The organism is Alkalicoccus chagannorensis DSM 18086 (assembly GCF_000429725.1).
In the GTDB taxonomy this organism is placed as follows: Bacteria; Bacillota; Bacilli; order Bacillales; family Salisediminibacteriaceae; genus Alkalicoccus; species Alkalicoccus chagannorensis.
In genome coordinates, this window is sequence record NZ_AUCK01000001.1 from 198464 (window position 1) to 213086 (window position 14623).

Annotated in this window: 11 protein-coding genes and 1 pseudogene; 10 read left to right on the forward strand and 2 right to left on the reverse strand. The window is 52.3% G+C overall.

Annotation, left to right across the window (positions count from 1 at the left end):
- Positions 1-80 precede the first annotated feature (80 nt).
- Positions 81-1952 carry a selenocysteine-specific translation elongation factor gene (gene selB / locus G477_RS18325; protein ID WP_051287577.1) on the forward strand — a complete coding sequence of 624 codons (1872 nt, stop codon included), beginning with the start codon at positions 81-83 and terminating at the stop codon, positions 1950-1952.
- A gap of 331 nt (positions 1953-2283) precedes the next feature.
- On the opposite strand, the gene selD is transcribed toward selB, so the two are convergent.
- On the reverse strand, positions 2284-3348 hold the full coding sequence (gene selD / locus G477_RS0101020) for a selenide, water dikinase SelD (protein WP_084406094.1): 1065 nt from the start codon (positions 3346-3348) through the stop codon (positions 2284-2286).
- A gap of 204 nt (positions 3349-3552) precedes the next feature.
- Between selD and G477_RS20830 the strand changes: the two are divergent.
- From G477_RS20830 to G477_RS0101055, 4 genes and pseudogenes are all read left to right on the forward strand, one after another.
- Positions 3553-3744, forward strand: a pseudogene (locus tag G477_RS20830) (Rdx family protein); the annotation flags it as partial.
- 116 nt (positions 3745-3860) lie between these two features.
- Positions 3861-5234: an L-seryl-tRNA(Sec) selenium transferase gene (gene selA / locus G477_RS0101040; protein WP_026696352.1), complete on the forward strand. Its 1374-nt coding sequence runs from the start codon at positions 3861-3863 to the stop codon at positions 5232-5234.
- 132 nt (positions 5235-5366) lie between these two features.
- Entirely contained in the window at positions 5367-8090 is a 2724-nt protein-coding gene (gene acnA / locus G477_RS0101045) for an aconitate hydratase AcnA (protein ID WP_026696353.1), read from the forward strand.
- Positions 8091-8569: 479 nt separating this feature from the next.
- On the forward strand, positions 8570-9070 hold the full coding sequence (locus G477_RS0101055) for a VanZ family protein (RefSeq protein ID WP_051287578.1): 501 nt from the start codon (positions 8570-8572) through the stop codon (positions 9068-9070).
- On the opposite strand, the gene G477_RS18330 is transcribed toward G477_RS0101055, so the two are convergent.
- On the reverse strand, positions 9008-9685 hold the full coding sequence (locus G477_RS18330; RefSeq protein ID WP_051287579.1) for a TVP38/TMEM64 family protein: 678 nt from the start codon (positions 9683-9685) through the stop codon (positions 9008-9010). The genes G477_RS0101055 and G477_RS18330 overlap by 63 nt on opposite strands.
- A gap of 99 nt (positions 9686-9784) precedes the next feature.
- Between G477_RS18330 and G477_RS18335 the strand changes: the two genes are divergently transcribed.
- Genes G477_RS18335 through G477_RS0101085 form a run of 5 tightly spaced genes read left to right on the forward strand, consistent with a single transcriptional unit; the run spans position 9785 to position 14511 of the window.
- The gene (locus tag G477_RS18335; RefSeq protein ID WP_051287580.1) at positions 9785-12031 is read left to right on the forward strand and encodes an AAA family ATPase; all 2247 of its coding nucleotides are present in this window, start codon (positions 9785-9787) and stop codon (positions 12029-12031) included.
- The gene (locus tag G477_RS0101070) at positions 12021-12458 is read left to right on the forward strand and encodes an acyl-CoA thioesterase (RefSeq protein ID WP_026696355.1); all 438 of its coding nucleotides are present in this window, start codon (positions 12021-12023) and stop codon (positions 12456-12458) included. The genes G477_RS18335 and G477_RS0101070 overlap by 11 nt, the downstream gene beginning before the upstream one ends.
- Before the next feature lie 51 nt (positions 12459-12509).
- On the forward strand, positions 12510-12830 hold the full coding sequence (locus G477_RS0101075) for a hypothetical protein (protein WP_026696356.1): 321 nt from the start codon (positions 12510-12512) through the stop codon (positions 12828-12830).
- Between the two features lie 8 nt (positions 12831-12838).
- Positions 12839-13669 carry an ammonia-dependent NAD(+) synthetase gene (gene nadE / locus G477_RS0101080; RefSeq protein WP_026696357.1) on the forward strand — a complete coding sequence of 277 codons (831 nt, stop codon included), beginning with the start codon at positions 12839-12841 and terminating at the stop codon, positions 13667-13669.
- Positions 13669-14511 carry a PHP domain-containing protein gene (locus tag G477_RS0101085; RefSeq protein ID WP_035210804.1) on the forward strand — a complete coding sequence of 281 codons (843 nt, stop codon included), beginning with the start codon at positions 13669-13671 and terminating at the stop codon, positions 14509-14511. Before nadE ends, G477_RS0101085 begins: the two co-directional genes overlap by 1 nt.
- Positions 14512-14623: the final 112 nt, after the last annotated feature.

A 14623-nucleotide genomic window follows, 5' to 3' on the forward strand; every position in this document is an offset into this window, starting at 1 on the left:
CGAAATGCAATTGTGCAGACTTCTCGAATAACGAGGCTGAATCCGATACAATGTTACAAGACAGGAGAGGGGGAAGCGTGTTGAAACACTTTTATACAATTGGCATGGCAGGCCATATAGACCATGGAAAAACAACCTTAACGAAAGCGCTGACCAATATCGAAACCGACCGGCTCCAGGAGGAAAAGGACCGGGCTATTTCTATTGAACCAGGGTATGCCCTTTACGAACAGACCGAAGAAACCGAAACCGCTATCGTCGATGTACCCGGACACGAGCGATTTATCAGGCAGATGATAGCAGGTGTGGCAAGTATCGATGCGGTGCTCCTAGTAATCGCTGCAGATGAAGGTGTGATGCCGCAGACGCGGGAACACCTGCATATTCTTGATCTGCTCGGGATTACAAAGGGAGCCGTCATCTTCACAAAAGCATCTCTTCTGGAAGAAGAACTGCGCGGGCTTCTCTATGAAGAAACGAAGGAAGCCCTCCGCGGGACGTTTCTTGCCGATAGTCCGGCCGTTTTCGTCGATTCCATCAGCGGAGAAGGGATCGAAGAGGTGCGCACCCTCATTGGTGATTTACTTCAACACGGTTCGACGCGTCCCGCAGGCACCGGCTTCCGTATGCCTATTGATCAATCATTCACGGTGAAAGGTCAGGGAACCGTCGTCCGCGGCACCGTCGTCAAAGGAGAGGCCCGACTCGAAGACCCGCTGTACGTCCAGCCAGGCAATACCCCTGTCCGCGTGCGGCAGATTCAGGTTCATCATTCCAAGCAGGATCGGGTCCGGGCAGGGCAGCGCGCCGCATTCAATCTCGGCGGAATCAGCTATGAACAGATCCATAGGGGAAATGTTCTCGTAGACCAGCCGGGACCGATGAGCCGGACGATCGATGTGTCGCTGCAGACAACGACCTTGTTTCAGCGTCCCTTAAAACAAAGAGCCCCTATTAAACTTCATACCGGCACCGCCGAGGTATACGGACGCATCGTTTTCTTCGACCGTAATGAACTGAAACCCGGGGAGACTGTGCTCTGCCAGCTGCGGCTGGAAGAGGAGGTTCCCTGCATGAGAGGAGACCGCTTCATCCTCCGCAGACCGACCCCGGCTGAAACGATTGGCGGTGGAACTATCATCGATCCGGCCGGAGGGAAATATCGTTTTTCACCGGAAACGGTAAAGATGCTCACGCTGAAAGAGCAGGGGAGTCCGGAGGAGAGGCTCGCTCAGGCGATCCACAATCATAATGAGATCACGGCGGCTGAGGCAGCTGAAGAAACCGGTATGGAGAAAGCGTCGGCTGAACGTGCCCTGCAGGAAGGGCCTTTTATTGAGGCGGGCGGCTATTGGCTGTCGGCAGACGTATGGGAACAAGTGAAAGAGCAGGTCATCGGACGATTGTCAAAAGCGCATGAAGAAAATCCACTGAAGCCCGGGCTGGAGCGTGCCGCTCTTGCTGGAGAAATAAGCAGCCGAAAGCCGGCCGCTGAACAGCAGCTTATCAAAATGGAAGCAGAGGGGCATCTTCGATTCAGCGGGCCCTACGCCCAGCTCCCGTCTTTCCAGCAGCATTATCCAAAGGCATGGAAAAAAAGAATGGAGCAGGCCGAGCAGAAGATCACAGAGGGAGGCATGCGGCCGCCGGCAGAAGCAGATGTCTATCAGGAAACAGGACTGCCTGCTTCATGGCAGAAACCACTCCATGTCTATCTAGTAGACGCTGGAAGTATGCTCGAACTCAACGACAAGCACCTGATCAGCAGAAGCGCCGTGGAGCAGGCCGCCCAGCGCCTTCGGGACAGCTGTCCAGACAGTTTTTCGCTGCAGGATGCCAAAGCGGTTCTCGATCTGCCGAGAAAATATCTCGTTCCGCTTCTTGAGCTGTTTGATTCCTTGAACTGGACCCGCTTTACCGAAGGCACCCGGACGTGGAAACGACCGAAATAACGAGCTTACGCTATACCTGTTGTGCTGAAGGCTGTATCGAACTTATGTTCGTGATATGACTCGATGAGAACATGAGCAGCTCCGGCACGTCCTCCAGCCGCTGGAAAAGTGAACAAAAGCGCGAAGCGCCTTTTGGTCGGAACGGCGTGCGGAAGCGCTGCAAGCTTTTTGAGGGAAGAAAACGTTCTTTGTTTCTTCCCGAGCAGCGCATGGAGCCGCCGTCACACTGCTTGAAAACTTATCCATTCCTATCATGAAAAAAAGCCTGTCAGACGAGTGTTCGTCTGACAGGCAGTGTGAAGGGACGAAAGATCCTGCACAGGCGGGATCTTTACGCTTCGTCTCTATCGTTTGTCACGATAATGGTATGATCTTGTTTTTCCTTTACTTCTCCGACAATCCAGGCGCCGAAGCGGGAATCCTGCATGTCTTTCACATAAGCATCTGCTTCATCTGCAGTCATGCTGACGAGCAGGCCGCCGGAAGTGATGCCGTCGGAAATAGCGTAAATTTCATGTTCTTTCATCGAAGTCGGGAACGTTGTCTCTTTCTCGAGCCACTTCACGTTGTCTTTCGTTCCGCCGGGAATCGTCCCAGCTGACGCATGGCGCTTCGTTCCAGGAAGAAACGGCACTTTTGGAAAATCAAACTGGATGGACACGCCACTGCCGGAAGCCATTTCATAGCCGTGGCCGATCAGACCGAACCCGGTCACATCGGTAACGGCATGCGGGTGATAAGGTTTGAGCTTATCCGCAGCTTCTTTATTCAGTGCCGCCATCGTTTCCGTTACAGCATAGATTTCCTGCCGGCTTGCTTTATCATACTTGATGGCTGTCGTCACGATGCCGGCACCCAGCGGTTTGGTCAAAACCAGCTTGTCGCCGGGTTCAGCACCGACGTTTTTCCATACGTGATCAGGGTGCACGGTGCCGGTACAGCTGAGGCCGAATTTCGGCTCCGGGTCATCAATAGAATGGCCGCCGGCTATGACAGCCCCTGATTCTTTCACTTTGTCAGCACCGCCCTGCATGATGCCTGCGAGGACTTCCGGCTGTAATTTATCGACTGGATATCCGACGATGTTAAGCACCGTCACAGGTTCGGCACCCATGGCGTAAATATCACTTAGCGCATTAGCTGCAGCGATCTGGCCGAACTGGTAAGGGTCATCCACAATCGGTGTGAAGTAATCAACGGTCTGTACAATAGCAAGATCGTCGCGGAGTTTGTATACGCCGGCATCATCCGACGTATCGATTCCGACAATCAAATTTTCGTTTCCACTGTCTTTCGGCAGATGACGCAGGACCTGCGTCAGGTCTTCAGGACCAATTTTGCATCCTCAGCCAGCCTTTTTGGTCATAGACGTCAATTTTTTTCCGCTTGAGCGCATTTGTTTCATCATCCATATCCGCCTCCAATCATCAAGTTCTGTCTGTTACTAGTCCATTGTACGATGAATACGTACGGATGCCAATTGTTCTGCACAATTGACCGTATGCCCACTTTCCTCTAAACTGACAGTAAGAATGTTCTGAAAGGAGTGGGTTCCGTGCATGTATCAATCAGGTTCTGCATGATGTGAAATTATGCGCCGACAGCTGCGGGTCTCGCAGAAGAGATATTTAAAGAAATGCGCAACGATGTTAAAGCATTGACGCTTGTGCCGGGCAGTGGTGGTGAATTCGAGGTGAAGAGTGGAGATACCCTGCTCTATTCTAAAAAAGAGACGGGTGAATTTCCTGCACATGAAGAGATTGTACGACTGCTCCGAAACGAAAAAAAGTAGATTAAAGGAGAGATCAGCATGGGGAAATTAGCAGCACTCGCTTTTCTAACCGGTTTAACGGTTTATGCCTACGGCTTATGGGAAGACGAACAAAAACGTAGAGAGCTGGACTTCACGTGACCGATCCGTCCTATTTCCGGTACCTCCCTCCTGTACATGAAGTGGCTTCCGCCGTCGAAGAGGAAGGCGGAGGGCCGGAAACTCCAAAGCGGATGCAGATCATCCGAAAAGCACTTGAAGAGATTCGGACGACCATTGCCGATGGTTCCTTTCAACCTGCAGACAGACAAGAAGCCATGCAGAAAACAATGGAACGGTATCAGCAGCTGGTGGACATGCCGGACCGTGGCCTGCAGCGGGTGATCAACGCTGCAGGTACCGTGCTTCATACCAACCTCGGCCGCGCTCCTTTAAGTGAGAAAGCGGCGTCGAAAGTGTATGAAACCGCAATCGGATACAGTTCCCTGGAATTTGATCTGGGATCTGGAGAGCGTGGGTCGAGGCTTGCCTATTTGAATGAACGGGCAGCATCGTTCTGCGGTACCGAGGCAGCGATGGTCGTCAACAATAACGCCGCCGCAGTATACATGGTATTAAAAGCGCTCTCCAAGCATAAAGAGACCGTCGTTTCCCGGGGCGAACTGGTTGAGATAGGCGGTTCTTTCCGTGTCTCTACTATCATGGAAGAGAGCGGGGCCATTCTTCGTGAAGTAGGCACAACGAATAAAACTCGGTACAGCGATTATGCATCCGCAGTTCATGAAGAGACGGCCATGGTAATGAAAGTACACACGAGCAATTTTGCTGTTGTCGGATTTACCGAAACAACAGACACAGGGGAGCTGCAGAAGCTGAAAGAAGCATATCCGCATCTCATCATTTATGATGACCTCGGATCAGGGTCGCTCTATCCGTTTCAGCATGATGGTATCGGCGATGAACCAGTCGTCAGAGAATCGGCGGCCCGGGCGGATATCATCTCGTTCAGCGGAGATAAGCTGCTCGGCGGTCCGCAGGCGGGCATCATAGCCGGGAAAAAAGTGTTGATTGACCAGCTGAAACAGCATCCGCTTGCCCGTGTTCTCCGCCTGGATAAAATGAGTATTGCTGCACTGGAATCAGCGTTTGACGAACACGAGAACGAAACGTATCCACCGGCGGTGTCGATGATTACGTCACCGCAGTCCGCACTGATGGATCTGGCTCAACAGCGCAGAAGAGATGATTTCCAGACGCTGACACTTGAACCGGCGAGCGGTGTGTCCAAGGTTGGCGGAGGCACTATGCCGCTCGTGGAACTGCCGACAGGACTGCTGCGTCTGGAAAAAGCGGGATGGTCGGAAGCCTCCTGTGCAGCCTTTCTCCGTTCCTGCAGTCCTCCGCTTGTTGTCCGTCTCCAGGACAGCGCCTGCTGGCTGGACATGCGGACTATTTCCGAGGAAGAGTGGGGCTTTGTCAATAAACACCTGGAAAAATTGGACAATGCCTGAATGAAATAAACTTGCATTGAATTCGTTTTCAATTCATAATAGTGAGTGGCAGCATTTCTTCAGGCATTGTCTATGGTACAATCGACAGTGATTTAGTTTATGCAATGATTTCAAATGAGGAGGGAACTACATATGTCTAACGTAAATGAGACATTGAATCAGGCGAAAAAAAGCTTTGATGTCAATGGAGAGACGTATCACTACTATGATCTGCACGCACTGGAAGAAGCAGGTGCCGGGAAAATATCCCGCCTTCCATACTCCATCCGCGTGCTGCTTGAATCCGTACTGCGTCAGCGCGACGGCCATGTCATCAAAGATGAGCATGTAACAAACCTTGCTAAGTGGGGAACGAAAGATGTTGAGAGCATCGACGTTCCGTTTAAACCATCCCGTGTCATCCTGCAGGACTTCACCGGCGTACCGGCTGTCGTTGACCTTGCTTCCCTGCGGAAAGCCATGGCTGACATGGGCGGAAATCCGAGTGAAATCAACCCGGCTATCCCGGTGGATCTCGTCGTAGACCATTCCGTTCAAGTAGATGAATTCGGTACCCCGAATTCACTGCGCCGGAACATGGAACTGGAATTCGAGAGAAATCTGGAACGCTATAAGTTTTTGAACTGGGCTCAAAAGTCGCTGGATAACTACCGTGCTGTTCCGCCGGCTACAGGAATTGTCCACCAGGTGAACCTGGAGTATCTCGCAAACGTTGTGCAGCAGTCTGAAAACAGTGACGGCGAGAAGGTAGCCTACCCGGATTCGCTTGTAGGAACAGATTCCCACACGACGATGATCAACGGCCTCGGCGTACTCGGCTGGGGTGTCGGTGGGATCGAAGCTGAAGCAGGTATGCTGCAGCAGCCTTCTTACTTCCCTGTTCCGGAAGTCATCGGTGTGAAACTGGAAAACGCGATGCCGGAAGGAGCGACAGCGACGGATCTGGCGCTCAAAGTAACCCAGGCGCTCCGGGAGAAAAACGTGGTAGGGAAATTTGTTGAATTCTTCGGTCCTGGTCTCGCTGAGATGACACTGGCTGATCGAGCAACGATTTCCAACATGGCTCCGGAATACGGTGCAACCTGCGGCTTCTTCCCTGTGGATGGAGAAACGTTGAACTACATGCGGTTTACAGGACGTTCGGAAGAGCTTGTCAACCTCGTAGAAGAATACACGAAGAAAAACCAGATGTTCTATACTCCTGGAGGAGACGATCCCGAGTTTACCGACGTTCTCCGTATCGATCTTGCTGAAATCCAGCCGAACCTTGCTGGTCCGAAGCGTCCACAAGATCTAATTGAACTGAAAGATATGAAGAGAGAGTGGCAGGAAGCGCTAACCGCACCTGTGAGCAACAAAGGTTTCGGCCTTTCTCCTGAGGAAATCGAAAAGACTGTCGATGTTAAGCATCCGAGTGGAGAAAAGTCCGTACTGAAAACCGGCTCTCTGACTATCGCAGCAATTACGAGCTGTACGAACACGTCGAATCCGCACGTGATGCTCGGCGCAGGTCTGCTTGCCAAGAATGCGGTTGATCAGGGACTGGACGTGCCTGAATACGTCAAAACAAGTCTTGCTCCAGGCTCGAAAGTCGTTACCGGTTATCTCGAGAACGCCGGTCTGATGGAATACCTGGATCAGCTTGGATTCAACCTGGTCGGCTACGGCTGTACGACATGCATCGGTAACAGCGGTCCGCTTCCGGAAGAGATCGAAAAGGCTGTCGCAGACAATGATCTGACGGTATCTTCGGTACTGTCCGGTAACCGGAACTTCGAAGGGCGGATCCATCCGCTCGTGAAAGCCAACTACCTGGCGTCTCCGCCGCTTGTTGTTGCTTATGCACTGGCCGGCACGGTGGATATCGACTTTTATAATGAGCCGATCGGACAGAACCAGGACGGAAAGGACGTTTACTTCCGTGATATCTGGCCTTCCAACGAAACGATCCAGAAGGCTATGGAAGAAGCAGTTGATCCGAAGCTCTTCAAGCAGGAATACGCACGCGTCTTTGACGACAATGAAGAGTGGAACAAGCTGGATACACCGGACAGCGAACTGTATCAGTTCGAAGAGGATTCTACGTACATTCAGAATCCGCCGTTCTTTGACGAAATGTCTAAAGAACCGAAAGATGTGGTGCCGCTGAACGGACTGCGGGCAGTCGGCAAGTTCGGTGATTCTGTGACAACCGACCACATTTCTCCAGCAGGAGCTATCGCAAAAGACAGCCCTGCAGGCCGTTTCCTCATGGAAAAAGGGCTGAAGCCTTCCCAGTTCAATTCCTATGGTTCCCGTCGTGGTAACCATGAGGTCATGATGCGCGGAACGTTTGCGAACATCCGTATCAAAAATGAGCTTGCACCAGGTACGGAAGGTGGGTACACGACGTACTGGCCGACCGGTGAAGTGATGGCTATTTACGATGCATGCATGAAGTACAAAGAAGACGATACAGGTCTTCTTGTTATGGCAGGCCATGACTACGGCATGGGAAGCTCCCGTGACTGGGCTGCCAAAGGTACGAACCTGCTCGGAATTAAAACAGTGATCGCTCAGAGCTTTGAGCGAATTCACCGCAGTAACCTCGTTCTTATGGGCGTCCTTCCGCTCCAGTTCCAGGAAGGGGACAGCGTGGATTCTCTTGGATTGACTGGGCAGGAGCACTTCGATGTGCAGGTAACAAACGATGTGAAGCCTCGTGATCTCGTCACAGTTACAGCTGTTGATCCTGACAGCAAAAAGGAAACGACGTTCGACGTGATTGCCCGCTTTGACAGTGAAGTAGAAGTAGATTACTACCGCCACGGCGGGATTCTGCAGATGGTGCTTCGAAACACTCTGCAGAAAGCGTAAATAGCATTATCCGGCATCCGAGGATGCACGACAGGGGGCGTCTCACACACACTAGTGGAGACGCCCCCTTCTTTTCTTTGGACACTGGGCAGGCTTCTTTTTCCGCAATCCTGCCTCCGCATTCAACGAAGCCGAGGTGGTGTTTGAGGATTCCTTTCGCTGGAAAGGGTCACAGCGACTTCGTGTGCTGCGCAGGAAGAAAGCAGAACTTTCCCTTTTCAAAGTCTGTGAAAAGGTCGTTCCGTCCAAAAGGCGCTTTGCGCTTTGGTTCCTCAAATCGATACAGATCGAAGAAGTGAAGGGCAGCTGCGTTTGCTGCTGCATAAAAAGCACGAAACATCTATTTCGTCCCAGCGGTCCGCTGCACACTGCTTCTGTGTAAATTGATCGTATCTGTTCCTCCTGCTTGTCAAATTCTCACCGGTTAAGGATAATAGGGAAGGTAGATTCACTGCGTTTTTTAGATGAAAGAGGTGCACATGTTGTCGAGGAAAAATGAGGACACTGGAAGGATCCAGTGGTTTGGATCAGCAGTAGAAAAGTGGCTGCTGCTTCTATTATTTACAGTATATATGGGTGTGGTCAGCTACATCGTGTTTTTTGCCTGGAACTACGGCGCCTCTTATGGTCCGCTTGCACCGGGAGGACGGAATTATAACCTGGAACCACTGTTGAGTATATACAACATCATGACCTACTCTGTAGGATGGGAGCACCCGCTTCGTATACTCGGGGGCAACATCCTGCTTTTTGTTCCCTTCGGTTTTTTTGTGCCGCTCTTAATGGAGCGCTTTCGACAGCAGGCAGGACGGTTCAGTTTCCTCCTCACCATCCTGCTTGCCTCTCTCTGGTCGACATTTATCGAAGTCAACCAGTTTTTGTTCACGCAGCGCGTTGCCAACGTAGATGATGTGCTCTTAAATACGCTCGGCGGTGCTGTCGGCTACGGGATCTACCTCTTCTACCGGCGCCGTGGCTGACACGTTCTTCAGCCACCGTCTGTAGATAAAGTAGACGACAGTGATAAAAACGCCGTAGATGGCTATCATATAGACGAGTTCCAGCGGATTTTGAATGATCGTATGACCGATCAGGGCAAAGAGCGTCATGGAAGGTATTTTGCCGAGCGAGCTGGATAAGGCATAAATGCCGAATTTCACCCGGCTGAGTGCAGCATAGGCGTTAATAATAATTGAAGGAATCACTGGAATCATTCGGAGCACGGTAAGAGACATGAAAGCATTTCTCTCAAAAAGGACCGTCAATCTGGATACAGCAGGATAACTCCTGAGAAGCCTTTCACCGTACCGATGCATTCCTCCGTAGCGGACCATCAAAAAGAAGATGATAGAGGCGAGACTCGAGCCGGCCCAGATGATGACAGCTCCGGCAGGACCGAAGACGGCACCAATCACCCCGCCGACGAGCGGATATGGGATCACCGGGAACAGTGACATGACGGTAGCGATCAGCGTTGTCAGAACAACGGATTCTCTTCCGCTCGTTTCCACCCAAGTGAGCAGCGCAGGGTGGTAAAGCCATAACAGGGCAATGATCAAAATAGAACTAATAATAAAACAGATTCTGCGTACCATAGACATGACTCCTCTCAGAAACATTATATCGTACTGGCAGCATCAGCCTGAAGCACAATCATCTGATGACACAAAACGGACACTTGAGGAGGGACGAAGATGCCGGAAGAGAATAGAATCAGGGAAGAAGGTCGTATTTCCAGCGATCTTGGAGAAGCAGCGCTGGCACGGATGATTCAGGAAGAACCTGATGAGGACGGCACGATTCACGCTGCAGCTGCAGAAGCGAGATTTGCGCGGACGGGAGAAGTGGATGAGCGGACTGCGCAGTATGTCCGCCTTGCTGTCGAAGAGCGGAAACCATCCGCGGAAGCCTGCCGGATGGCATCCGGCATCATGTATGCCGTGTTTAACCGCTACTGGCTGGAAGAACCTTTCCCGAAATTACGAGAGACCGACCATAGTCAGGGAAAAAAGCGTAAAATTACGATATTGAAAAACATGCTGTTGAAAGCAGAAGCGCATGTACAGGAGCTGCAGACCTGGTCCGGGCCTGCGTCGGCGGTCTGCGTTTATTCCGAGATGCCCGTGCTGGAAAAACTCGTCCGTCAGCTTCCAGAAGTGGAAAAGGCAGTCACGAATGCATACGAAGCCGCTGAAGGATACGAACAGAGTATTACCGGAATCTACAGCTCCAAAGAAAAGAAGCAGGAGCTGGATCATGCACTTGCTCAGCTCACATCTGAAACGACTGCATGGGAAGCACTTCTGACAGAGGAAGCCCCTGCATCTGAAGCCATGCAGCGGCTGCACAGGCTGATCGGCATGAAGCGGGTCAAGGATAACGTTGAACGCATCCGCTCCTACCTCGTTTTTGAAAAAGAGCGAAAGAAGGCGGGCTATGAAGCCGGGGGAATTCAAAGCCTTAATATGATCATCACCGGAAACCCGGGGACGGGAAAAACGACCATTGCGTCGCTGTTGAGTTCCATCTATGCAGAATTGGAAGTCCTTCCGGATGGGATCTTTGTGGAAGCAGACCGGGCCAAGCTTGTAGGGGCCTATATGGGACAAACGGAAGAGAAAACTCGTGCGGCCGTGCAGGAAGCCCGCGGCGGCGTGCTCTTTATCGATGAGGCACCAGCGCTTTTAGGATCGGAAAGTGGACAGGATTACGGCAGCATCGTCGTAGATACGCTTGTAGCAGCTATGACAAGCGGGGAAACAGCCGGCACGTTTGCGGTCATACTGGCAGGGTATGCAGACGAGATGCGGAAACTTCTGCGGCAGAATCCGGGGCTGCGGAGTCGTTTTCCGGAAGCCAATTTTGTACATCTGGAAGATTATTCGATGGAGGAACTGGTGCAGATCGCAGAAGCGGCGGCGCTCGACCGTGACTATACGCTGAGCCGGGAAGCGTATCCTGAGTTACGTCGTAGGCTGGAAAAAGCACAGGTGGATGAAAGCTTCGGCAATGCGAGAACGGCCAGACAGCTGATTGATGAAGCTGTTTTCAGGCAGGGGGCTGCCGCGGTGGAAAAAGATGATTTCTCCACCGAGCAGATGACGGTGCTGGGAGCGGATGCTTTCCACGAAGAAGACGATCAGGATCGTGATGATGCCGAAGAGCGGCTGCATCAGTTGATCGGGCTGGAAAATGTGAAAAGTCAGGTAGCCAGGCTGGCTTCCTTCGTTCGGGTACAGCAGCAGCGAAGAGCTTCCGGCCGCCCGGTAGTGCCGGTGCAGCTGCACGCTGTTTTTTCCGGACCGCCGGGAACGGGGAAAACGACGGTTGCCGGAATATACGCAGAAGTGCTGCACAAGCTCGGGCTTTTAAAACGGGGTCATGTGATCACCGCTGGAAGAAGCGATCTCGTTGCAGGCTATACCGGTCAGACGGCGCTTAAAACCCGGCAGCTTGTGAAACAGGCTCTCGGAGGCGTGCTGTTCATTGATGAAGCCTATAGTCTGATGCAGGGAGCGGATCAGGATTTCGGCAGGGAAGCAGTTGATACGCTTGTTGAGGAGATGACCAAGCATGAAGACAAGCTGGTTATCATTTTTGCCGGCTACGAGGAGCCTGTAGAGAGGCTGCTGGACAGTAATCCCGGTCTCCGCTCCCGGGTGAAGCAGCATCTGAAGTTTCCGGATTATTCTCCATCCGAACTCATCGAAATACTAAGATTGTACGTGTCGAACTATGGCTATGAACTTTCTGGTGAGGCCGCGCAGGCGATTACCGATTATGTCAGAGAGGTTCCCGTCAATGGGAATGCAAGAGCCGTCAAAGATATGGTGGAAGATGCCATTCAAGAGCAGGCCCACCGGCTGATCGAGTCGGGGGACATATCGGACCTCCTGCTGCCGGAAGACTTTGGACTGAAAGGAGTCGACGATGAAAACTAATTCTACTATCCAGGTACGCTATGCCGAAACGGATCAGATGGGGGTTGTCTACCATGCGAATTATCTCGTATGGTGTGAAATCGGACGCACAGACCTTATGAAGCAGCTGGGAATTCCTTACCGCGAGATGGAAGAGCAGGGGATGCTGGCCCCGGTGACGAATATTCAGGCGGATTATCGTGCGCCAGCCCGCTACGGCGATACGGTGACCGTAGAGACGTGGGTCGAAGATTATACCGGCGTCCGCGTGGTGTACGGCTACAGTATGCAAAACGAAGCAGCAGAGGAATTGTTCAGCGGCAGAAGTGAGCATGTGCTCGTCAACAAAACGTCCTTCCGCCCGGCAGCGCTGAAAAAAGCGTTCCCCGAATGGCACCGGGTGTATGAGATGGCTGCAGCTGGCAGTGCTGACGAGAGAATGATATAGTGAAGGGTATCCTGCAGAGCAGATCATCAAGAACAGGAGGCTGCTTTCATTATGGCATTCGGCGTTACTCGTGAAGAGGTACAAGCGTGGCGGAAAGCGGTTGCCAGTGGGGAAATAGCCTTTTTAACACACTTCTGGTATGACGAGCGTTTTCCCGAACATCCGACCGTCACCAAAGCTGCATGCTGCAGCAGGGAGCGGCTGGAAGACTGGGGGAAGGAATACGGGCTCCGGCCGGAATGGATTCATGAAGATAGTCATGCACCCCACTTTGATTTAATAGGTTCATGGGAGTACTCGATATTAAAGCAGGAAGGCTGTCTTGAACAGCTTCAAAAACTTCATGCGCGCATCGGCGCAAAGAAAGGATGAGGACCATGATGCACAGCAGGCAGAATGATATTATGACGACGCTTCAGGTGAAATCGTCTATTGACCCGGCTGCAGAAATGAGAGAACGAATCAACTTCCTCAAAGCGTATTTAAAAAAATCCGGGATGACCGGCTACGTCCTCGGCATCTCCGGCGGGCAGGACTCCACGCTGGCCGGAAAGCTGATTCAGATGGCCGTCAGCGAATTGAACGAAGAAGAACGAGGAGCGGCGTTTGTATTCTATGGACTGCGCCTGCCGTATGGAGAGCAGGCAGATGAAGATGACGCAGCAAAAGCCATCGATTATATCAAGCCGGACAGGACCTTCACCGTTAATGTAAAACCCGCAGTAGATGCTTCAGCAGAGCAGTTCAAACAGGCCTCTGGAGAGTCGCTGTCCGACTTTGTGAAAGGAAATACGAAAGCACGGGAACGAATGAAAGTGCAGTATGACTTTGCTGGAGAACATAAGCTTCTCGTGGCGGGCACAGATCACGCCGCGGAGGCAGTCACCGGCTTTTACACAAAGTTCGGCGATGGTGCATGCGATGTTGCGCCGCTGTTCGGGCTGACAAAAACACAGGGGAAGCAGCTGCTCGATGAGCTTGGTGCGCCGTCGCTTTTTTCCGAAAAAGCACCGACGGCTGACCTGGAAAGCGACCGTCCGCAGCTGACGGATGAAGAAGCGCTCGGTGTGAGTTATGACGATATCGATGCCTACCTTCAAGGAGAAGCTGTTTCCGATAAGGCCGCAGAAACGATCGAATCATGGTATGGAAAAACGGAGCACAAACGACAAATGCCGGTAACGCCGTTCGAACACTGGTGGCAGCATTAATGGCTGCTCCGGATCTGCACATGCATTCCCTTGTCTCCGACGGCCTGCTGACACCTGCAGCATTGATGCAGCAGCAGGCGCAGGCAGGTGTTCAGATTGTCTCCCTGACGGATCATGATTCCACGGCGGGGCTGCCGGACGCAGAGCAGGAGGCTGCAAAACAGGGCATCCGCTTTATTCCCGGCATTGAGCTGTCTACCGACTGGCATGGAACCAGCGTCGATATCCTCGGATACGGGATAGACTACACAGATCAGCGTCTACAGGAAACACTCGCGTTTCACAGGGAGCGCCGCTACAGCCGGATGGAAAAAATGGTGGCATCCTGCTGCGAGGCAGGCATGCAAGTGTCCATGGAAGATATCGAAAAAAAGGTCACCGGCGACACGTATTCCCGCCCCCACCTGGCTGCCGTTCTTGTTGAGAAAGGTTACGCGGTGGATGTGGCGGATGCATTCGATCGTTTTGTCGGCAGCGGACGCCCCTGCTACGAAAAAAAGGCGGAAGAAATGACACCGGATGAAGCTGTTCGGACCATTCGTCAGGCTGGAGGTGCCGCCGTCATTGCCCACCCGGTCTACTACGGATTGGATGAGGAGATCCGCGTCTGGCTGCAGCGTGGAGGAGCCGATGGGATGGAAGTGTATCACCGGGATCACACGACCGAAGACCAGGTCCGCTATGCCTCTATGATCGAAGGTCTGCCGCTGCTTGTAACCGGAGGGACGGATTACCATCATGACTCCTTCGGAAGAAAAGGGGAGAGGATCGGGGATTCTCCGCTTCCGGACCGCTGTGCAGAACAGCTTCTGAAGCATCTCGAACATGTACGTGGAACATAATCCAAAACACTTCAGGCTGAAGAAAGCCTGAAGCTTAAGACGAAGGAGCGAAAGGGGGGAAGGCAGATTACGTTCTCCCGGACGAAAGGTCTGAACGAGTAACGTACTCTGC

Bases quoted from the DNA above. Each gene is read 5' to 3' on its own strand.
- G477_RS18330 (WP_051287579.1), bottom strand. From the start codon at position 9,685: ATGGTACGCAGAATCTGTTTTATTATTAGTTCTATTTTGATCATTGCC.
- acnA (WP_026696353.1), top strand. From the start codon at position 5,367: ATGTCTAACGTAAATGAGACATTGAATCAGGCGAAAAAAAGCTTTGAT.
- G477_RS0101055 (WP_051287578.1), top strand. From the start codon at position 8,570: ATGTTGTCGAGGAAAAATGAGGACACTGGAAGGATCCAGTGGTTTGGA.
- G477_RS18335 (WP_051287580.1), top strand. From the start codon at position 9,785: ATGCCGGAAGAGAATAGAATCAGGGAAGAAGGTCGTATTTCCAGCGAT.
- G477_RS0101085 (WP_035210804.1), top strand. From the start codon at position 13,669: ATGGCTGCTCCGGATCTGCACATGCATTCCCTTGTCTCCGACGGCCTG.
- G477_RS0101075 (WP_026696356.1), top strand. From the start codon at position 12,510: ATGGCATTCGGCGTTACTCGTGAAGAGGTACAAGCGTGGCGGAAAGCG.
- G477_RS0101070 (WP_026696355.1), top strand. From the start codon at position 12,021: ATGAAAACTAATTCTACTATCCAGGTACGCTATGCCGAAACGGATCAG.
- nadE (WP_026696357.1), top strand. From the start codon at position 12,839: ATGCACAGCAGGCAGAATGATATTATGACGACGCTTCAGGTGAAATCG.